The sequence below is a fragment of the Staphylococcus sp. LKG3-1 genome, assembly GCF_048568385.1.
Taxonomy (GTDB): domain Bacteria; phylum Bacillota; class Bacilli; order Staphylococcales; family Staphylococcaceae; genus Staphylococcus; species Staphylococcus saprophyticus.
This window is the reverse complement of sequence record NZ_CP183796.1, coordinates 102,362-124,153: the sequence shown is the minus strand read 5'-3', so window position 1 is coordinate 124,153 and position 21,792 is coordinate 102,362. Positions and strand designations below refer to the sequence as shown.

Here is a 21,792-nt window from a genome sequence, read left to right as displayed (position 1 = left end):
ACCTCATGAATATAATAGAACACTTGTTCGTATGTGTAAAGATGTATATTACATATAAATGGCCATAAAAAAACACCCACCAGTTGGTGAGTGTTAGTTATATAGCGCTAAAACTATAGAAACTATTATTGAGATAATACTAATTACGGATGGTATTGTAATACCTAACCAAAATCTTCCAGTTGTAACTTTTTTCTCGTTTATATTTTTTTCTAAAATTAAAACGGCTTTCTGAATCTCTCCGGATAATACTTCTTTTACGTTATCTATCTTATCATCAACATTATCAAATCTTTTTTCCATATACTTTTCATGTTGTTCAAATTCTGGTCTAGTAATATAATCCATACTCATTTCACCAACCTCCACTTCTTGAAAACCTAATGTTCCAGTGCCACTAGTACTCGTATAAGTTCTAGTGGAATCACCACCATACTTCTTATATTTAGGATGAGAGTTAATCTCATAGATATTTTTAGGCTTCGTCATAATAATTGCTCATTTCAATTTGAAGAGAATCTATATCTTTTATTTCTCCATGCATTTTTTCGTGTTGATCAATTGCTTGTCCCAAAGCCTTTTTTAATTGTTTTGCTAAACTTGGATTCATTATAACTTTTTTATTTTCTAAAAAACCATTTGGAGTACTTTGTTTAAAGTTTACCATAAAATCTGTAATACTTGTCTGAACATCTAACGAATTAGCATAAAACATTTCATGATTTTCTCCATAAATATAATTATCGCTCTGGTCAAATTCTACTTCGTAATTTTCATTATTTTCCATTTCTTTATTCCCCTTTTTAACATAATTAAATATATAATACATAAATTATTAAAAAAGGTATAGACAGAACATAAAAGCGAACAAAAAAAATAACCACCCTTGTTTAGGGTGGTCTTAGAGAGTTTGTCTGGATGCACACCCTAGGGCATGTATTAGACCTACTCTATCTAGCAACACCCTAAGGTGCACTAGATAATAGTACGACATTGAATATTAATTGTAAACTATAACATAAAAAAATAGGGCAAGCACATAAGTGCCTACCCTGTAATATAATCTCGTGGAGGAGACCATTTTCAATTCTATCATATTATTTATATTTAATCTTACCAAATAACTTTTTCTCTTTTTTGAGTCGTTCCTTTTTATCTGTTATCTTACAAATAGCCATATAGAAATAACCAGCTTTCGGATTCGTCGGATATTTAAATTTAACCCACCAATAGTTATCTTTCTTAGTTACACTTACAAAATCTACCCATTGGTTTTTGTATATCCAAGAACCTTTGTCAACAACTGCGCCACTTAATCCAGGTTTACGTCTAACCTTGATAGTAGTATTTGCAGTAAATCTGCCCTTCCAGTTCCAAGTGGTTTTTTTACTTCCTGCACTTGTACCACCAATTGGTTTACCATTGATAGCCCCTGCCAACTCTTTGCTAAACTTGTCATAGTTCTTTTTAAGATAATTCATATCTTTTTTATTCGTGATAAAGCCCATTTCCACAAGTCTGTAATTCGTACCTAAACGACCAGCTACATTAGCATTGAGTAGATCATTGCGTGGGTCAATACCTCTTATTGTACCCACAGTAGCTTTCAAACAATTGTTAATATCTTTGTCCACTTTATCTGCTGGCCATTGATTAGAAATGATTACATGACCACCTGATGCACTTGCACCTGCTGCGTCAAGATGTAACTCAACGACTATGTCATATTTCTGCTTGTGTACCCAATACATGCCGTAGTCTTTGTGGTTCCCAATACGTTCTCCATATGCAGTATCAGTGTATAAGTTTTGGTCTTGCTTGCTTCCACCGTATAAATCAACAGTGTGACCTGCTTGTTTAAGATACTTTTGTACATTTGGAGCAATGTGTTTACGAATAAAGTCACGTTCATTTGTACCGTTACCTTCTGCACCCCCATCCGAATATCCGTGGCCACTTGCGATTAATATTTTTTTACTTGTTGCTTTAGATGTGCTAGGTTTAGAAATTTTATCTTTGGCTTTAGATACAACGCTTGCTTTAGCTTTATAATGTGGGCGAATGAAATGCATATTCATATCATATGTGTGAGTGACAAGTTGAGCTACTTCAGTTTTATATCTTCCACCCCCATACCAATTTTGCTCTAATCCTACAAAGGTGTTTAGGTTAGCACTCCATACCATTCCAGTATGTCCAGCACCTTGTCCGTACTTTTCATCCATTACAAAAATATCCCCTTCTTCTGGGAGAAATGATGGTGTGTTTTTATATACAGTTGCTAAACCATCGAAATTATTTTCAAAAGGAATATCCTTAGCATAGTAACCAGCTAAACGTCCACCTGTTAAATAGTTCCATTGCATGTTACTTAGATCAAAACATTGCCACCCAAAAGCTCCATCAAAATCCCAACCTTTACCTTTAAGGGACTTCATATAAGCTATTGCTTGTGCTTTAGTTTTATTTACAGTCATTTAACCCCTCCTATATTTGTCCGTCTTTATCTGCGTCAAAATCACTAGGTGCCTTACCGTTAGTCGGTTGTTTCTTTTCATATTTCAATTGCTTTAATTTATCGTTTGCTTGCTTACCTTCTTTAGTTATTGGGTTATCTTTATAAGCTGTGTATGCTCCAATAATCCACACAACGATATCGCTTAACATTTGGTCGTCACTAGGAATAGGACTAATACCATGTTTTGTAAGTTGTTGATTTATTAAAGCTAAAATTAAAGCTAAAATTCTTACTGCGGTTCCTTTTGTAATATCCATTTAAAAACCTCCATAATAAAAAGCCACCCCGTTAGGAGTGACTTAATTTGATTTATGCTTTTGTTGTTTCTTCGTTATACATTTAAATTACAGTAGTAACTTTCTTCCAACCCTTCCAACTCCCACTGTAATAGATATTTACATAACTATCCCAACTGTTTTCAGGTTCGTAAATCATTCTTCTTACGTTATTATCGGTTTTTACTTTAACAAAACCATTACTACTTGCACCTTCTGGCGAATTAATAGCATTATAAACATAAAAGTGAGTAGCATAATCTATAGATAATAAATCGAAAGATGGTTTCCTTTCTTCTCTTCCTGTTTTAGCTGTTGAAAATGTATCTTTGTTTTTATCATATGAAATTAGGTAAAAATCATCTACATTTACACCAGCATATCTTATAAAGAAAGTGTAGTTGTTCATATTTTCGACTTCGATTCTTCTTGAACCAGGTAAATTATTATCATCTAAATCCTTCATGCTAACTCTTGATGAATAAAAAACAATTTTAGGAATATAAGACTTTGCCATATACTTTATTAAAGTTTTAAAATCTTTAATTTCTTCTCCTGTAAACTCATTAATTAAAGAACTGTTTATATTTGTTTTATAAGGATTGTATAAGGTATTAGGGATATTATTCACGAAGTTGTCTTTCATAGTAAAGTCTTTATCAGAATCACCATACTTTACTATTAGCAATCCGTTTTGCTTTGAGTCCACACTGCTACTATCTCTATATGCAACTGAACTGTACAATTCATTATTATAAATGTAAGAACCTTCATGCTCTATACGGTCATATGTTTTATTCAAACTTTCTAATTTATTCATAAGCTCATCAGGTGAATAAGTGTAGTCGTTAGCTATCTGTCCATCAGGACCTATTTCAATCACACCTTGTGAGAAATAAGGATAAGTACCATCGCCTTTGCGATATAAACCACCTACAATATATTTAATACTACCTAAATTGAAAACTAAAGATTGCTTTTTAAAACTGACTTTTTCTAAATCTTCTGCTGCATTAGGGAATGTTCTTATTAATCCTTTACTGTTTTGAAACTCTTCATCATATATAAACAATGTATCTTGTTGATTATAAACACCTTTTGATTGATTGTTTTGTTCAACAACCCAACCACTATTTGTTTTTGTGAATCTATATAAAAGACCTACATTATATTCAGATATTGGTGTTCCGATAGGTTTTGTTGTCTGTGTTTTAACAATATTGCTTATGTCAAATTTAGAAATATAACCACTTTTCACTTGGCAATAAAGATACCTTAAACCATTTTTCTTTTCAACATGTAAACTTTCAGTGTATTGATTACCTAAGTAATATTTGCATATTGTATTAAATGATCGGTCATAAATTACCAATATAGTTTTTGCATTGTTTGAAGGCGTGCCGTAAGAAACAAAATAGTACTCATCATCTAAAGCCAACCCTTGAGGATAATACCAAGTTGTATTATTTATTGCTAATTCTTCTTGATAGCCTTCAAATTGTAAAGGAATATCCGCAATGATTTTCACATCTCTGTAGTTTACTTGTGTACTATTTTTCCCTTCCGTTCCTTTCTCACCCTTAAATCCTTGTGGTCCCCGTTCTCCAGTATCGCCTTTTTCTCCTCTAGCGCCATTCAATCCATCTTGACCGTTGAAACCTCTAGGACCTTGTAACCCTTGTGGTCCTCTTTCACCGGTATCACCTTTTAAGCCACGTTCTCCTTGTATTCCTTGCTCGCCAGTATCGCCTTTTTCGCCTTTAAAAAGTTCAGGGTTACTATCCAAATGCTTAACTACATCTGTGTTTAGACGCTGTTCAAAACCATCGCCTAATATCTCGATAGCATTTTCTTTGACAATTCTGCGTACTGCATTGTCGACAATATTTACACTAATTTCTTTAGCTACCGCCTTTTCAACGCCACTATCGGAAATGTTGAAGTTAAAATTAGCAACGTGTACAGAACGTTCTTCAGATTCAAGGAACAGCTTTGCATCAACTTTACCTATGTGCTTGATGATTTTTGTAGGAATGATATATTGAATCAGCCCGCTTTGAGGTAGAACAACATCCACTGGCTCATTCAGGAATATTGATTTATCTTGCAGGAACAAGTCTAATCGTGGTTTCATATCTATTGTGTTTAAATTAACAGGTTGTCCGTTCCATTTAATGTATATACGAATAGAACTTGTATTGTCATCTTCTGTGTAAAAATTAACGCCAATGTTTCCTATGTCTACACCTTTATTATTGATATTCGCTTGTACATCTTTATTTTTAAATATCGCCATTTTAACACTCCTTTGTATAAAAATTAACGCCTATATTTCCAATATCTACACTCTTATTGTTTATATTAGCTGTGACATCTTTTTGTTTATATATCATTTATTCACCCCATAAAAAATAGACCAATCACAACGTGATTAGTCCTATTTGTATTTATCTCTAATGTAATACATGCCTTTTAATCCTACTTTTTTATACAGATTGTATATTGTTGTTGCTTGATGTTGCGCCCAACGTACATCTGTAGCATATTGCATTGTAGCAGGATTTCTAGGATTCCAACGCATACGGTAAAGTGTGTTTTTGCCAGCATCAAAGAATGATTTCCTTACAAACCAAGCGCCACCTTCAATACCTTTTGCCGGTGTCGTCCATCCATGACTTTTTGCATAGTTAATTGAGTAATTAGGATTACTATCATAAGCAGCAATTCCAAAGAAGTTATATACGCCATAACGACCACTAGCAAAGTTACTTGTGCCATTGCCACTTTCTAGAAACGCGTGCGCTATTAGATATATCTCATTTACATTGTACTTCTTACATGCTTTGGCAAACGCAGCTCCTTGTCCACTTAATTTACCTTTGCCTTTAAGAATAGCGTTTAATTTTGCTACTGGTACACCTTGATACTTACCTAAATTCAGCATTTGATATTTCTGTACGCCACTTTTCCATATCGCTGATGGACTCATAGCATTACTAGTCTGTGTTCGACTTGCGTTATACCATGACCAACCATTGCTTATCTGTGGTGGTGGATTAGTTCCCATCTGTCTATTTAAAGCATTTGCAAATGTATACTTAGTTGTTTCTACACTAATCTTAGGCTTATTGTTTTTTGGCGTTACTTTATCTGACTTTTTAGTTCCAGGTTTACTAACCGTCACACTACTTTGGTTTGCGTTAGGATTTTTCACCTTAATTGTTGTTTTCAAAGTTGTTGTTGTAATTGTTTCGGTCATCAACTTTTTAATATTCTTATAATTAGCTAATAACTTCAATTTAACATCCTCATATTTCGCATCAGGTGGAAAACCTTCAACGATCATGTCATAACCAATTAAGTCCTTCATACTACGCCATATAGTTGGCGATAGTTTTAAAGTATTTTTGCTTAATTTTACATTTTGCCATTCTAATAACTTCAATCCATATAAAATGGCAGTTAGTTGATTAAGCATAAACTCTCGTTTGTTTGATGTTTCTGCACCACATACTTCTAACACTAAATAATCTTCTTTGCCAGGATACATACTGTTAGTGTGTCTACAATGCCATGCCATTTCTCTATCAACATAAGCATGAGGGAATTGTTCTGGTTTCATATACTTGTTACGTTGCTTGTAAATATCACTAACCTCTCTAAAGAATTCACTTTCTCTGACGTATATGCCTTTAGGCGTTTTAGTTCTATCTGTACTTGTTGCATCGTACATATAATGAACGATCTCTTGATAGTCCATGTCATCTTCTGTAAATGATGTATATTTAACTTTGGTGATTTCTTTATTAACATATTTAGGTTTTTTAACCTGTGGTGTTTCATTTGGTTTAGGCTCTGGCTTACTAGTATTTGAACTGTTTGATGTTGTACCTGTTGTTTTCTTTTCTGGATAATATGCCGGTCTTATAAAACATGTTATACCTACATAACTATGCTTTTCTAAACTACCAGGACTGCCTACGTAATCATTAGCGTTTTTCCAGTTTTGATCTACTGAATAAAAATAACTTTTAGTCGAAGGTCCTACAACAACTGCTGTATGTCCAGCCCACCCAATCGTTCCAGGACTGGGATGCCATACTGCAATGTCACCTGGTTTAGGCACTGTGTCCTTTTTGTTATATATCTTTAAAAATCCTTTTGGGTATTTATTATTAGCCATATCAACGGCGTTACCCCATGTTCTAAATCCCCAGTATTTTTGGAATAAGAAGTTAGGCAAGTCCCAACACTGTGCCCCATACCGTCCATCTACATTTATCCTCTTACCAATCTGTCCTCTTGCCCACGCTTCAACTTCGCTCGCTCTAGGCTTTCTACTTCTTGCCGATGGTAATCCCATCTATCCACCCCATTTACTGCATAATAAAAAGCCAGCTACATAAGTAACTGACTTAATTAAAAAAGGCTGCTGCAAAAGCAAAAGCTGCTGCAACTATTGTTGCGAACGCTGCAAAAGCTGCGCCAATAACACTGCTATTCGCTTTAGCTTTTTCTTCTATAGAAGTTTCCATAGTTGATAGCCTTTCGCCTTGAGAACTTATAATGTTGTCTACTGATATTGACCATGTAGTAAATTCGCTGAATTTTTCACTAATGTTTTTTAAATGTTCATTTCCTTCTTTTTGTCTACTTATTTGTTCTTTTTGTGAGGAATTCAACTCTGTCATACCATTTTTTAATTCTGTAATATCTTCTTGAGTTTCTCTTTCTACTCTGTGAATTTCTTTGTAAATATCTAGTTCAGATTTTTGATGTACATGCATTGGTGTCCAATATCCATTATTTTCTTCGGTCATATAATTCCCCCCAAGAAGTTAATGCGTTGGTAAAAAACCAAGTAGAAAAAACTAAGAATTGAAAAGTAGATATATAATTTATGGCCGTAAAAAATGAAGCCGATGCCATTATTAAATAAATAACAAATCCAATAATACTGCCAACAAAAATAATCCTATTACAATTTCTATTATGTTGTTGCCAGGGTATGTTAAATGAGCCTAACAAATAAGTTAGTCCAAAAACTAAAATTATAATCCCCACAACTGGTAGAGGGATGAATTTATCTAAAGTTATATAAAACGCACTTTCATGAAAAGCATCCTCTTTATTAAAAATAAAATAACTCGATCTAACCAATACATACAAAGCAGTGAATAAATACATTTTACTAACTTCAATTTCAGCCCACTTTAGTTTATTGAATGGTTTTAACATCTACACACCTTCTTTTAATATAATAAAAAGCCACAAGCTAAACTTGTGACTCTGGGTATTTCTCGCCAGTAATAAGGGCGTATTCTTCTTTATCTAATGAATTCATATCTACAAACCATTTAATAGTATCTTTTTTATAATATCCACGTTGATACATCATCTTTACATCTTCGAAACGAGGGATTTTAACTTTGATCATTGGAAACACCTCTATTTTCTAATTCTTCTACTTTTTGTAGTGCTTGTTGCGCTATCATATTTGATTGCACATTTTGTACCTGTAAATTAGCGACCATTTGCCATAGATCTTCATCGCGTGTATTTGATGGTGTATTAATGACATTCGTCTCTGGAATTGGTTTGTAATCTTCATTTAAAATAATTCTGCCATCTTGTAATTTATATTTGTAAGGCTCAAAGTTAGTTTTTAGGTCATTTGGCAACAATTCATCATTAATTTGGAATCCATTTTCTAACGATCCTACAGTTGCATAAGATGTAATCACATTGTTTTCATTTAACAATATCAACATTATTTAACACCCACAATCTTCGTTATTACTACGCCATTAGTAACTGGTTGTCCAGTAAGGATTTTGAATCTCCACGTTACTTCATTATCAATCGTTAAAACTTTTTCACTTGTTCTTGTTATTGTAGTTTCACTAATGTGACCATCACTACCATCTGCATTTACTACGTTTAATGTATATAAAACTATACCTGAAGTTCTATTACCTTCAAACTCCTTAATGTCATCGCCCCCAAAACCTTTAACGTAAAATTTAAGACTCGAATAATTTTTATACGAATCTGTTAAATTGATTTGAGTACCTTGTCCAGTTGCACTACCTTCAAACAACACTACATTATTTGTAGAATCTGGTGTATAAAATGCAGTCCACGTGGAATTTGCAAGTTGTTTAATGTAGCGAGTTGTACCACCTATTGGTGTGAATTCGATATAAGCTGTTGTTAAATCCTTATAGTATATCTTCAAGTAGCCATTTACCGATTTAACCGTACTTGGTAAATCCGGAACATTAGTTGCATAGTATACGCCACTTTTCAAAGCATAAAGTTTAGCTAAGCCAAAGTCTAAATTCACTTGGATTAGTGTGCCGTCATCTTTAGTTAACACATACTTTTGCCCACCAAACTGACCAACCTTTTCATCAGTATAAGCTTTTGCTGTATCTACTCCTGTTTGAATATTATTTGTAATATAATCTTTACTAATACCTTCATCGTTTATTTTGCCCCAACCATACCAAAGATTGTTTTGATAAAATCTAGTATAAATTTCATTTAAATCATCTGGTTCCCATGTAGCTCTACCTTTACCATCTGCTTTAAATATTTTCAAAATACCTGACTCGCCACTTGCCACAACTTCTGGTATTGGAGTTTCACCTGTTACACTATCACTTTCTTCTGGATCATCGTATATGCCGTTATCTTCGTCATTTGGAACATCGTCATTAATACCAGTATCTACATCATCTGATGTGTCGGGTACTGTCGGCGTTTCTACAGTGCTTGGAATTGATTCAACCATGTTGAAAGATGGTGCGTCTGTTGCGTTAGTAATATGATAAATAGTGCTGCCCGTCGAACTTTTTAGAATTTGTTCGATACTTACTCCGTCTAACTCTTTTATATAACCATTTGAATCAGTTAAAGCGTGTTTTTGCCAATTTTCAGTATTAGTAGATAAAAGCACATTTGCGTTACTCATTTCAGATTCTAGTCTTGTAATATCAGTATCAATTTCATTCTTTTTCGATTCTACTTCACTTAAAAAGCCATCGACCTTTTTTGCAAAGATAGATGACTTCTCATTTTCAAGTGTTGTTATTAATTCAACAGTTTCATTTTGCTTATGTTCTAATTGAGCGATGCCATCTGATACAGTGTTATTAATGCCTTCAACTACATCACGACCACCTGACAAACTATTTTTAATTAAATCAACTTCGTCTTTAATACTTTCTGTTATATCGTTTAAAGTTTTAATGTGTGTTAATTTTGTTGTCGCGTGAATATTGCTAATTAGATCGTTAGCTACAGTGAAAGTAAATTCTCTTTGCACAATCACATTACTAGAACCGTTTTGTGCGAAATATACTTGACCATGTACAGTGCCAGTATAGGATAATATCGAATCTGGAAGTGTATATGATAATCTTCCGTTGATTGGGTCGACAAACGTTAAATCGTCTGAAATAAACACACCATTTTCAACTGTATAGTTTGAAGTTTTTAATGCAATCGATGTTTTAGCGTTACTTGGTCCAATCTCAAATGGTCTATCATTCTTAGTTACAATAAAATTTAATACTGCTGTTCCACTATCCATATTGTAAAATTGAATATTGGTATTCCCTAAATTCTGCTGTTTAGACGTCGTTTGTAATTCGATACTATTATCATCTTTTGAGAAATTATCTTTTGTCATCTAATCTACCTCTTTTCCATCAAATACTGACCATTTGGAAGTGTTTTTTTTAGCATAATTTTTCACTAAGAATTGATGATGATATGCATAGTTGTTCCTTCTCAATACGTGTGTAAATGCGCCAGTAGAGTTGCCTTTAACTTCTAACAACCACCCCGCAACGCCTTTGTAATCTTTAGGAAAGTCTTTGAATCTTTTACTTTCTTCGGTAGTTATATAAAAAGTCATACCCACAATATCTAAGTCTTTTAATAACGTGATTGATTTCGGTATGCGTTCCCATTTACCAGCTGATAAAGAAACATAGTTCCATGGTCCAGATGCTTTAGGATCAAACACACTTATGATTCTTTCAAATCTAACCATATTACGCCCTGTACTGTTACGAGTTAACACTTGTCTTAACGCACCATTAACATGCCCTGGTAATACATCCAAATACCAACCTGCGTCTTTCCATGCTTTAGATAAAGGGAAATCTGCAATAGTTAAAGTGTCGGTAGTATACAAATAGTAATGACCGATTTCTGTTACTTTAGATAGTAAATCAGTACCTTGAACAGGCATTGGTTTTGTACGTCCACCGGTTTCATACATTGCCACTGGTGCTACTCTATTCTTAAGTATTTCGTTTATATCTCTTTGTCCTATAGAATAAACTTCGTGATGTCTATTGTTACCTGGACCTGTAGTAACACCTAGTAGTAATGCTTTTTTACCAGTATCGTGATCGTAATACATAGCCATACCTTCTGCTTCTTGGAAATTACCAGTATAAGTGCCATTAACTCCACCAATTTTAATCGTCTTACGCCATAACTGATCACCAGTTTTAACATCATAAGCTAATAGATAGTTTGGATTACTAGGATTACTATCGCCTGTATACCAATATAAAATACCATCATCATATGTTATACCTTGCATAGGTTGTGTTGGTGTTGTATATGATCCTGGTATCGTTAATTTATACAATACTTTGTCTATATTTTTATCTATGTCTTTCATACTTCTTATTTCAACAAAGTTCATCGCTTGGTACTTAGCTTTTTCAGATTCTGTATATTCACGTCGAACAATTAATAAATCTTCTTTAGGGTTATAAATCGCATTAGAATAACGTGTGTTAAATGTATTAGGCATGACATCTTCCATGTCATTACCGTAAACAATTTCACCTTTTCTATATTTAAATCTTACGAACTTATTCTTGTTATTACTATCTAACACTGCTGAATAAATCCATAATTGACCATCAACGTATCTATAACCGTTGTGGGTACCATGCCCACCGTTTTTAACTAACAATCTATCGATGTATTGGCCATTAGGTTTTAATCTCGTTAGCATATAATGGTTACCTGGTCTAGCTTGTGTCATATAAATTATATGTGTGTATGGGTCAAACCAAAATGACTGCATAACTGCGTTTGTATAAGGTGATAAGTCAGTAATGAATTGTGGTTCTTGGTGTAATGGATCAAATCTATATTCGATATCCATTAATTCTTTTCTGGTACTTTCTACTTTGTCTAAAATAGCTTTTTTATCAACCATATAGTTTAAATAATCACGTCTTAACCTATCTTGTAATGTAGGATGCCCAACGCCTATATTGTCTGTCCTAGCGTCTTTAACTTCATTTATACCATTACCATTGTGACCTAATACTAAGTTGCTAATTCGACCATTTAAAAAAGCCACAAAATCAGAAATCGGTTCATCACCGTAACTAATTTGTGTGGCTTTATGTGCTGTTTTAGCATTTTTATGTTCTTGTAAACTGTTTGATATTGTTTTTTTGAATTCATATAAATATTCAAAATTGTATTCGAGTTGCTTTATTATCGAAGTTCCGAATATCGGATGAAGGTTCGTTGTGTACGCCATCATTTAACCTCCTGGATTTTAAATTGTCCATTATAAATGGAAACTTTATATTTTTTATCTGAATTTGATTCGTCAGTTAATAAGAAACTATTTCCTGTGAAATTATCTAATTTAGCTTTATCTTCTTTGCTCATTGCGCCATTTGATGAAGTAGTGGCTGTTGGTATGGCTTTAGGATTGATTCCTTTACCATCAATAGCAACATTGAAATTAGCATTATCTTTTGAATAAACAACACCATTTCCTCTCAACGCAACAACCCCGTTATCACCTTTACTTGTTATACCTTGAACATCATAATTTAGTGCTTGTGAACTATCTATTAATTTAGTGGTAGCTAATGATGTAGCTTTAAGTTGCGCATCTAAATTACGCATATTGGTATTAAAATTAATTGCTCCACCCTGACCACCTAGTCCACCCATACCGCCTAAATTACTAACAAAGTTTGCTGCATTATGAATTCGACGATTGTATCTTTCACGTAGTCTAAAATCACCTACGACAACATCTTGTTTAACGATTTTTCCGTATGGATCACGTTTAGTTGTTATTTCAACAATCCGAACATCTTCATTGTTAATACCTGTAATATCTTCACGTAGTTTAACTACATCTCCAATACGTGGTACTGCTTCTTTAAATGTTTCTGGCAGACTTATGAAATCAATTGAAATGGAAACGTTTAAACTTTTGTCTATTTCGGACTCTAAATAAGCCTTCATAGTATCTATCTTAGTAATGTTTCCATTCTTAATTGGTGGCGCCTCTCTACGTCCGATTACACTCGATAGAGGGTGTTCGTATTCTACTTTTAATCCACCTTCTAAATAACTTTGTTCACCAGTGTAATCACCATAACCTTTAATGTATGTGTAACATTTAGTAGCATCTTCTTCTATTTTGATGCTATTAGCATTTATTTTACTGTCGAAAAAATATTTAGCTTTATTTTGTATTGACGGAGTAAACGTGAATGTTTTACTAGGTTCATCATATGAGTATTCAAGACCAAAACTTTCTAAACCTTTTTTCATCACATCAAGTTTAGATTCGCCATCACCCACGTTTTCAAACTTCTTCGCTTTCACTTTGTGGGTGAATTTATATTTATAATTAGTGCCTTTGAACACCAAATCAAAATATTTACTACCAGTAAAGCTACCGGTAAAAGTTTCATATATCCGTTTGTTTTGTAGATCATCTATTTCACGTTCTCTAGCTTTAACGCTTATTTTAAGCTTTTCGCCTACAGATGATTTATCCAACATAACAATTCTATATACTCTTTTATCGTTAACTCCACCTACTTCACTAACAGTCCACATTTTTGTAATACTGCCTACGACATCATAAGTGTATGAATTTTCTATAATCTCAAAATCTAATGTTCCATCTTCTGATACTTTTTCGTTTAAAGTCGTACTTACTTTGATAGGATAAGCACGACCTTGTAAATTGAATAATTTCATTTATGCTCTCCTAACTATCTAAAGTACAACTTGTATTTATAAACGACTTTAGCCACTACTTGGTTAAAATGGAAGTTGTTACCACCTGGTCTAATCATTGGTTGAGGACCAAATGCATATTCGTCAATAGATTTACCGTTTCTGTATGTTCTCATTCCATCAAAAACGATTTTATCGCCTTTTTTAAGTTTCAAACCTTTAATTTCCATCAAATCGCTATCGGATATATAGAATCTAAATAAACTTGAATTTTCACCTAATGTGATAGTAGTAGTGAAGTCTTGGGTGAACTGATTTATCGTTACATCACCTGCATAATATAACCAACCGTCCATTAAGTTTTCAAATGTACATTTTCTATATACATCTTCTTTATCAAAACCTAATTCTTCACCAACATCCCAATAATTCAAATTAGGGTCATTTTCTAATTCTGTACTATAAGCTATGCTTTCAAAATAAGGCGAGCCAATAGTTTCAAACTCTAAATCAATTAATCCTGCGGTTTGCGTTGTATCGAATGATATAGGGCTAGTTAATACTACTTTAATTTGTCTACCGTCCACATATTCTAGGTCAAACGAATGATTAGCTTGTCCTAAACTTATATACGGAATTGTATTGTCGTTTGTTGCTAACTCTCGCATATAAAAACTTCCACTGAACAAAGATTGCATCCTTGATTTAAGAAGTGCTGCATATGCTGGTTTATCAACGTTATATCTCAATGTCATTTTAACCGTCTTATGATCTTCACGACTGGAATTAAGAAAACGGCCATTAATTCTATCAATCGTTCCGAAATCCCTTTCATATTCAGCACCTTCAACATTAAAAGAAGCGACAACTAAATCAGTACCAGTGAAAGAGTTGTCGCTTATACGATATTTATTATTTTTTACTATTTCTACATCGTGTGATATTAACACGAGCAACCCTCCTACGTGTACATCAAGCTATCCCTTGAGTTCATATCTTCAATAGTTGATTTAATAAAGTCAATATCACCTTCATTACGTACTTGTACGTTAACAATAGGTCTATTGTTTTCTTGCATGCTATGTTTAACATCTTTAGTCATATGTGAATCAACATTACCTGTCATTGAGCTATCAAGACCATCAGTTAAATTGCTATCTAATCCTATGTTTGGTTGGAAAGCATCAACTGCATCTTGCATTAGATGACGCATGTTTTTAACAACAGCTCCACCTTGACCGTTTATCCCATTAATGAAACCTTGCATAGTATACATACCTATTTCTTCAAATACCTTTGATGGTGAATGCTGATTAAGTAAGTTTTTAGCGGCAGAAATTGCGTTTCCAACCACACCTTCAACTGCTGATACTAATCTGTGTGCCATGCTAATAACACCATTTACTAAGCCCATGATTAAATCAACACCAGCTTGTTTAAATTGTCCTAAGAAGTTCATAGCTGCTTGCCAACCATTACGGACGCCATCTCCAATACCTTGAGCAAATTCAACCATTTTCGCTATTGCATTAGCTACAACTTGGACTAATGCATTAACTATCGTATTTAGAATATTGCCCATCCATTGTTGAGCTGCGCCCCAAGCTTGAGATAATTTATCAGAAATTATACTGAAAACTTGCGACCAACTTGTGATGTTTTGGCCAGTGATTCTACTTAGAATTGAGAATATATAGTTAGAAATTAACGACCAAATTTGTTGAATGGTACCCCAAATTGTCTGCATAACCACACTTATCGTATTTTCCAAAGTTACCCAGGCACCTGATACATCGCCTGATAAAAATTGAACTAAAGCAGTGAAAATGCCGACGATTAATTGGACTGCAGCCATAATAATTCCACCTATAGCTGTCCAAGCTACAGAGACATAAGTCCATAAAGTTTGGAACATCATAATCAAAATATTTATCGCTCCAACAACGACTACACCTAAAATTTGACTCATAATCGCGCCAAATTGTTGAATTAAAGGTATTATCGGAGCTAATAAAGTAGACACACTATTCCACAATTGAGTAAACCAGTTAATCACAGATTGAATGGCGCCACCAACCGATTCAGAAATTACCTGCCAAGCATTAGTTATGGCTTGTCTAAATCCTTCGTTTGTTTTCCATAACCAAATGATTATTCCTACTAAAGCAGTTATAACTCCAATCACTATTCCAACTGGACCAGTTAGCGCAGTTAAAGCAGTTCCTAGTAGTGGTATCAATTTAGCTAAATTAGCAATAGGGTTCATTAATAAACCAAATGCAACTTTTACTATGTTTAGAATGCCTTTTAAAAGACCAGCATTTTTAATAAAACCTAGTATATGCTTGCCTACAGTTAATAAAGATAATCCGAATACGTTGTTTAAAACGGTTCCTACTGCAATTACTGGTGCCATTAAAGCCCAAAATATGCCTGCTAATATTCCTAATATGCCAACAACTTTTGCTACTGCCGGATGCGTTTCAAATAACTTAGCAACAAAACCAGCTATTGCAGTGATTACTTTCAATAACGCACTTGCTATTGGCGCCATTGCAATACCAAAGGCAACTAACGCACGCACAATATCACCTATTAATTGCATGATTACTGGACCATTCTTTTGCATATACTCAACGAATTTTTTAAACCCTTGCGAGTTTGCAATTGTTTCTGACCAAGCTCTGAATTTTGCACTCATTTGTTCAAGATACTTGAATATAGATGTACTGTTAGATCCAAATGCTTTCATTAAGTTAAAGATACCGGCAAATACATTTTTGAATATATTACCAATAATAGGTAAGTTTGTTTTCGTATATTCCATGAATTGTTTGATACTATTTTGACCCGCTGCACTATTTGCCCATTTCTGGAATGATGCACCTAGTCTATTCATCCAGTTAGCAGACCATTGGAATAATGGAGCTAATTGTGTAAATACGTTAATAAGCCCATCACCAAAACGACCTGAGGCACTTAATAATTTATTAAATACTGAAACACCAGTTGTGTTCATCATTTTGAAAAATCTTTGTGCTACCTGTGAGTTTTTAGCCCACTCTAACATCTTTTTACTAGCTTGATTTACGCCATCTGCCACACCTTTAAAGAAAGGTTTGAGTGAAGATAACGCAGTTTTAACGGTATTTAAACCATTAGCCATAGACTGAAATATTGCAGTAGCATTTTGTTTAATAATACCTTGCCATTCATCTTTAACACCTTTAAGTGCAGATTGATACTTACGTGTTGCAGCACTAGCTTTAATTGTTCCATCATTTAACATTTTAATAGCAGTAGTTGCCATGGCTGCATATGCTACAAATCCACCAAATGCAATTGCTCCTGCACCAGCAAATGCAACAACTCCACCAGATAAAGCTTTAATTGCATTTAACACTGCAAATATGACTGGTACTATACCAGCTATAACCGGAATAAGTGCTTGAACACTGGCAATCATTAAACCTTTGACTTGTTGACTGAAGATTGTACCAAATGTTCTGATATTACTAGCTAATTTATCCATCTTGCTTTGATATTCTTCTGTCATTCTGCTTAAAGTTCTCATAGCTACTTGCGCTTTTGTCATACCAGTAGTATCGAAATCTAATTTCACAGTATGTTTACGCCATGTTGCTAATTTAGCCTTAGAAAAAGCAACCGCTCTAGTAAATGGTGTTGTATTGGCATTGATGTCTACTTTGTGAGAACGCCATTTCTGTGCCATAGCTTTAGCTTTTTGAATAGCACGTTGGAATTTATTAGTATTAGCAGTGATATCTGTTTCAATTTCGTTAGGAATAGCTGTTTTAGATAACCTCTGAGCTTTTCTAACATTACGTTCAAAACTACTAATAATAGCCGTTATTTTAGCTACAAAGTTCTTTTCCATGCGTTACCCCCGTTTCTGGCTTGTATTTGTATTCGCTTGTAAGAACTTAGCAGCACCGCGTTTTTGTATTTCACGCATACGTCTATTGTGCGCACGTTTGCGTTCTTGTTCTGCCCTATATTCTTCAAGTTCTCCACGTATTTCATAACGTTTTGTCTCAATTTCTTTTTGCATACCTTTTAACTTCTTGCCACCTTGAATAATTCCGTTAGCAGTCGCAGCATGTAAATTAGATTCTAATTGATCTAAGAAACTCTCACGTGAACCTACTAGCCAATCGTTCCATTCACTCGGTGTCATGTTATATAGTTCATTTTCTGGTATATAACCAATGTACTGCGCTGTATTGCGTCTTATTTGGCTGTAGTCAAGTAAGGTTCTTCGCCCATGATGTCTTTGTAGTTCTCTTTCATGAACTCGATTCCTTCTTGAACTGTTTCCTTGTCTTCCTCTTTCGCCATTTTCTTCCCGGCGTTCATTTGTTTCCAGAACTGACCCGTCTGTTCCTTGAAAAAACCACTATTACTTAAAACAGATAATGCCCCTTGAATAAGTTCAATTGTAGTACCTTTTTCATCGATTACTTCATCAATTTTCACCATAATATCTTCAAATGAAGGTCCTTTTTGTTTGTATGCTAATGCACAATCCCAAAATTGATATAACGCTTTAGTTTTACGGTTTAATAAGTCTTGGTAGATATTAGAAAAGCCATCAACAACATTGCCTTCTTTATCTTCTGTAGCATATTTCTCTGCTTTTTGGTCGAAGTAGAATGATCCTCTTGCTTTGTAATCTTCACCATTAATATTTAAAACTGTGATGCCAGTTTCTTTAGTTTGCTTTGCCATTTATAAATACACTCCTCAAGTTTGATATAAAAAAATAGGGGCATGTAGCCCCTTTGAATTACGCACCAGTTGATGCTTTGCGTTCTTCGTATGTTCCTGTGTATTCGCCAATACTTTCGTATTCGACAGTTTCTGCTGCTGCGCTTGGGTTTAACCATTCTGGTGGGATGTTCTTTTCAACACCATCAGCACTATTAAACTTAACTTTTTGCGTCATTTCGATTGTGTCATCTTCATCATCAAATGATTTCTCATATTCTTCGTTGATAACATAACCAAATACAGCATGATAGCCATCTTCATACTTTTTAGTTTCAATAATCCATACACGTAATTGTTCGCCGGCTTTGACTGCACGTTTTAATTGTTCTTGCCCTTTATCTCCACGTACATAGCCCATTGTTAAAGAAAATTCTTCATTAACACTATTTACTGCATAATCTGTTTTACCTGCTTTGATTAACTCTGCTAATTCAGTAGAGATGGTATGTCCACCCTCTTGTAAATCGGCAAGCAATAATCCTTCGCCATTAGGTAGTTGGTCATTAGTTGGTTGCACAACTGCAATATAACTACTTTGAGCCATTAGCTACACTCCTTCATATTTAGTCTTGTGTCTGTATTTAAAAAGAAGTCGAATGATGCCGTGCTTAGTGAATTGATCTACATCATCAAACACTTGTTGGTCATCTATACGACTTCTAATAAATTCATAATCTCTGAGATCTATTTCTCTGTTTAAAACTAAACCTAAAAACTGAAGTATTTTATTCACTTCATATTTAGTCTTAGTTTGGCTATACACATGAATAATGATACCTACATCTTCACGCATGCTTGTAGTAGATTCCTTATTAGTGACGTTGGTTTCACCCACAATGATATATGGGTATACAGCGTCTTTTTGAACGGAATCAAAAACCCTACCACCCAATTGATTTTGAATGATAGGGTTGCTTTTCAATTTGTTGTAAATACTTTCAGATAAATCTGTTTGCACTGATACCCACATATCTTAACCACCTTATGAAAAATACTTATTAAACTCTTTCCTACCAGCATCTATTGCAGGGTTCCAAAAAGGTTGTGCATGTTGGCCTTTAGTCGTTACCCATCTATTTAACTTATCGCTATAATAAGTCCAGGGTATCTTCTTAGCACGACTTCCACCGGGTCCTTGAGAATAAATCCCTGTGCCATATTCAACGTATATTGCGTAATTTGCTCCAACATTAATTACACCAGTAAATCCACTATCACGCATATCAGTAGTAATACTTTTACGTAAATTACCATCATCAACAGGCGCTAATGATTTAGCGGTGTTAGCTATAACGTTAGTAACTCGGTATATGCCTTTTTTAACCCACTTTTCCATATCATCACGATAATCTTCTAATGCTGCAACTAACTCCATATTCCCATATTTTACTTTAGCCAATAGGTACCACCTTCAACTTAGTAAGATTGATTTTATGTTGCCCACCTTGATCAATCGGCTCTCCTACACACTCGTAGATTCTACCCTCATACTTGAATAATGTTTTATTATGATTAATTGGCAAGTCATACGGTGTGTATAGATTACGGTCAAACGAGTTATCCATTTGATGATACAAAAGGCGTTCATTTGTACTAGGTGTGTCCATAAATCCATATACGACTTTTTCGCTTTTAAAGCGCTCTCGTTCATTACGGTAATCACCAATAGTTTCACGAACACCTAACTGTATTGCATGTGGAAACTCATTGTAAGGATTAAACATGTTTACCACTCCAACTAAGCTTTCTGTATGGTTTCAACGGCTTATACATACTATCGGGAATGTCAGTTACATAAGAATAGCTGACTGTACCCATAGAACGACTAGCGATATTGCCAGTAGACCCATATTTGATACAATCAGCTATAAATTTCTTAACACCACTAGGTAGATTATCTAAATCAAATTCACGATTACAATAGTCATCTGCTAAAGGTTTATATAGTTTAATAAGTTCGATAAAAGTGTCATCATTGTCAGTATTTTCAAGTGGTAATTGATTAAATAGTTTGACGTCTTTTGCGTCCATTATTTACCACCCTCTAATACCTCAATTAATTCTGCTTTCTTCATATCACTGTAGCCTTCAACTTCACGTTCTTTAGCAAGTTCTTTTAGCTCTGATACTTTCATATCATTGTAATTAATTTGCTCTTGAACGCGCTCTATTAAAGGCACACCTTGTCGGTTATTCTTTGTGGATAATTCAGCTAATCTTTCTTCACTTACTTCTTTACCTTCACGAGGGAAAACATCACCTTCGTTGTATTCATGGTTATTGTCTTGTAAGTCGGTAAAATACTTGATTACTTTATTCGTCACTATGAATCACTCCTTTATGCGCCTGTGTCAGCTCCACCAATTTTAACTACTTTAGATTCGTCGTATAAGTAAGCTACATAGTGCTTATCAGAGAATAACGCAGTAGCTTTACGAGATGCGTCACGTTCAGTTTCTAAGAAGAAGTCACGTTTTGTAATTAATTTAACTGCACCGCGTTTAGCAATGTATGCTTCTCCTTCTTTTAATTTGTTAGAACGTACAATAGTAGCGCCTAACACTTCACCAAATGCACCTTTAACTAAAATGTCATCGCCTAAATCAGTTGCACGAGTGAAGTTAATACCAGCACTATTACGTAATTTAGTAGCATCCTTAGGATTAACGAATAAAACAGTTGGTTCTAAATCTTCATCATTGAAAGCATCGATAGCTTGTTCTACACCAGCGATAGTAGATACATCAGCGTCTACTGATACTGTTGCTCCTCGTAATGCTTCTAATACATCATTATCTACTTTGTTGGCATGTGCTAAACCATGTTGACGTACTGCTTCACCTTGAGGGTCGCCATAACCACTTAATAATACTTCGTCAGTGATTTCTGTACCTTTACCAGTTTTACGAATCTTAGCTTCACGTCTTGAAGTTTCTAGTTGATCAATCGGAATTTCTTCACCTTCACCAACTACTACAGCATCTCCACTGTATAAGAAAGCTGGGAATGATAAAGTATCGCCGGGTTGGCCTACTAATGTGTTGTCAATATCCGCAAATCCTGCAAATCGTAAGTTATTTTCTAATTCTGCTTGCATCATTGGTGCTAATACTTCAGGAATAATTTGTGTTGCCTTTTTAGTTGTACCTTTAGCCATGCTATAACCTCTTT

At 34.3% G+C, this 21,792-nt stretch carries 24 protein-coding genes; all 24 read right to left on the bottom strand.

Going from position 1 to position 21,792, the window contains the following annotated elements; translation table 11 throughout:
* Positions 1-93: 93 nt before the first annotated feature.
* Entirely contained in the window at positions 94-489 is a 396-nt protein-coding gene (locus ACM595_RS00655; RefSeq protein WP_239466229.1) for a hypothetical protein, read from the bottom strand.
* Positions 476-787: a DUF3467 domain-containing protein gene (locus ACM595_RS00650; protein WP_174605002.1), complete on the bottom strand. Its 312-nt coding sequence runs from the start codon at positions 785-787 to the stop codon at positions 476-478. The genes ACM595_RS00655 and ACM595_RS00650 overlap by 14 nt, the downstream gene beginning before the upstream one ends.
* A 310-nt stretch (positions 788-1,097) precedes the next feature.
* Positions 1,098-2,477, bottom strand: coding sequence for an N-acetylmuramoyl-L-alanine amidase (locus ACM595_RS00645; protein ID WP_419744412.1), 1,380 nt, complete (start codon positions 2,475-2,477; stop codon positions 1,098-1,100).
* 10 nt (positions 2,478-2,487) lie between these two features.
* Positions 2,488-2,775 (bottom strand): phage holin, encoded by a 288-nt coding sequence (locus tag ACM595_RS00640; protein WP_419744411.1) that lies wholly within the window; start codon positions 2,773-2,775, stop codon positions 2,488-2,490.
* A gap of 82 nt (positions 2,776-2,857) precedes the next feature.
* The gene (locus tag ACM595_RS00635) at positions 2,858-5,089 is read right to left on the bottom strand and encodes a BppU family phage baseplate upper protein (protein WP_419744410.1); all 2,232 of its coding nucleotides are present in this window, start codon (positions 5,087-5,089) and stop codon (positions 2,858-2,860) included.
* 141 nt (positions 5,090-5,230) lie between these two features.
* Positions 5,231-7,156: a glucosaminidase domain-containing protein gene (locus ACM595_RS00630; RefSeq protein ID WP_419744409.1), complete on the bottom strand. Its 1,926-nt coding sequence runs from the start codon at positions 7,154-7,156 to the stop codon at positions 5,231-5,233.
* 52 nt (positions 7,157-7,208) lie between these two features.
* Entirely contained in the window at positions 7,209-7,613 is a 405-nt protein-coding gene (locus ACM595_RS00625) for a hypothetical protein (RefSeq protein WP_078072843.1), read from the bottom strand.
* The gene (locus tag ACM595_RS00620; RefSeq protein WP_419744408.1) at positions 7,597-8,031 is read right to left on the bottom strand and encodes a hypothetical protein; all 435 of its coding nucleotides are present in this window, start codon (positions 8,029-8,031) and stop codon (positions 7,597-7,599) included. The genes ACM595_RS00625 and ACM595_RS00620 overlap by 17 nt, the downstream gene beginning before the upstream one ends.
* A 37-nt stretch (positions 8,032-8,068) precedes the next feature.
* On the bottom strand, positions 8,069-8,230 hold the full coding sequence (locus tag ACM595_RS00615) for an XkdX family protein (protein WP_078072845.1): 162 nt from the start codon (positions 8,228-8,230) through the stop codon (positions 8,069-8,071).
* Complete coding sequence (locus tag ACM595_RS00610; RefSeq protein WP_419744407.1) at positions 8,217-8,564, bottom strand: DUF2977 domain-containing protein; 348 nt, start codon at positions 8,562-8,564, stop codon at positions 8,217-8,219. The genes ACM595_RS00615 and ACM595_RS00610 overlap by 14 nt, the downstream gene beginning before the upstream one ends.
* The gene (locus ACM595_RS00605; protein ID WP_419744406.1) at positions 8,564-10,489 is read right to left on the bottom strand and encodes a BppU family phage baseplate upper protein; all 1,926 of its coding nucleotides are present in this window, start codon (positions 10,487-10,489) and stop codon (positions 8,564-8,566) included. The genes ACM595_RS00610 and ACM595_RS00605 overlap by 1 nt, the downstream gene beginning before the upstream one ends.
* Positions 10,490-12,379, bottom strand: coding sequence for a hypothetical protein (locus ACM595_RS00600; RefSeq protein WP_419744405.1), 1,890 nt, complete (start codon positions 12,377-12,379; stop codon positions 10,490-10,492). It lies immediately after the preceding gene.
* Positions 12,379-13,851 carry a DUF7643 domain-containing protein gene (locus ACM595_RS00595; RefSeq protein WP_419744404.1) on the bottom strand — a complete coding sequence of 491 codons (1,473 nt, stop codon included), beginning with the start codon at positions 13,849-13,851 and terminating at the stop codon, positions 12,379-12,381. The genes ACM595_RS00600 and ACM595_RS00595 overlap by 1 nt, the downstream gene beginning before the upstream one ends.
* A gap of 14 nt (positions 13,852-13,865) precedes the next feature.
* Complete coding sequence (locus ACM595_RS00590) at positions 13,866-14,780, bottom strand: phage tail protein (protein ID WP_419744403.1); 915 nt, start codon at positions 14,778-14,780, stop codon at positions 13,866-13,868.
* Between the two features lie 11 nt (positions 14,781-14,791).
* A complete protein-coding gene (locus ACM595_RS00585) occupies positions 14,792-17,728 on the bottom strand; it encodes a phage tail protein (RefSeq protein WP_419744402.1) in 2,937 nt (978 codons plus the stop codon).
* 3 nt (positions 17,729-17,731) lie between these two features.
* The gene (locus ACM595_RS00580) at positions 17,732-18,028 is read right to left on the bottom strand and encodes a hypothetical protein (protein WP_419744401.1); all 297 of its coding nucleotides are present in this window, start codon (positions 18,026-18,028) and stop codon (positions 17,732-17,734) included.
* Between the two features lie 53 nt (positions 18,029-18,081).
* On the bottom strand, positions 18,082-18,579 hold the full coding sequence (locus ACM595_RS00575; RefSeq protein WP_419744400.1) for a tail assembly chaperone: 498 nt from the start codon (positions 18,577-18,579) through the stop codon (positions 18,082-18,084).
* Positions 18,580-18,637: 58 nt separating this feature from the next.
* Positions 18,638-19,165, bottom strand: coding sequence for a phage tail protein (locus tag ACM595_RS00570; protein WP_078072853.1), 528 nt, complete (start codon positions 19,163-19,165; stop codon positions 18,638-18,640).
* A 3-nt stretch (positions 19,166-19,168) separates the two neighbouring features.
* A complete protein-coding gene (locus tag ACM595_RS00565) occupies positions 19,169-19,591 on the bottom strand; it encodes a DUF3168 domain-containing protein (protein WP_419744399.1) in 423 nt (140 codons plus the stop codon).
* 12 nt (positions 19,592-19,603) lie between these two features.
* Positions 19,604-20,020: an HK97-gp10 family putative phage morphogenesis protein gene (locus tag ACM595_RS00560; RefSeq protein WP_419744398.1), complete on the bottom strand. Its 417-nt coding sequence runs from the start codon at positions 20,018-20,020 to the stop codon at positions 19,604-19,606.
* Positions 20,013-20,345, bottom strand: a complete 333-nt coding sequence (locus ACM595_RS00555) for a phage head closure protein (protein ID WP_419744397.1) — start codon at positions 20,343-20,345, stop codon at positions 20,013-20,015. The genes ACM595_RS00560 and ACM595_RS00555 overlap by 8 nt, the downstream gene beginning before the upstream one ends.
* Positions 20,338-20,652, bottom strand: coding sequence for a phage head-tail connector protein (locus ACM595_RS00550; RefSeq protein WP_419744396.1), 315 nt, complete (start codon positions 20,650-20,652; stop codon positions 20,338-20,340). Before ACM595_RS00550 ends, ACM595_RS00555 begins: the two co-directional genes overlap by 8 nt.
* On the bottom strand, positions 20,652-20,945 hold the full coding sequence (locus tag ACM595_RS00545; protein ID WP_419744395.1) for a Rho termination factor N-terminal domain-containing protein: 294 nt from the start codon (positions 20,943-20,945) through the stop codon (positions 20,652-20,654). Before ACM595_RS00545 ends, ACM595_RS00550 begins: the two co-directional genes overlap by 1 nt.
* Before the next feature lie 14 nt (positions 20,946-20,959).
* On the bottom strand, positions 20,960-21,778 hold the full coding sequence (locus tag ACM595_RS00540; RefSeq protein WP_419744394.1) for a N4-gp56 family major capsid protein: 819 nt from the start codon (positions 21,776-21,778) through the stop codon (positions 20,960-20,962).
* Between the last annotated feature and the right edge of the window lie 14 nt (positions 21,779-21,792).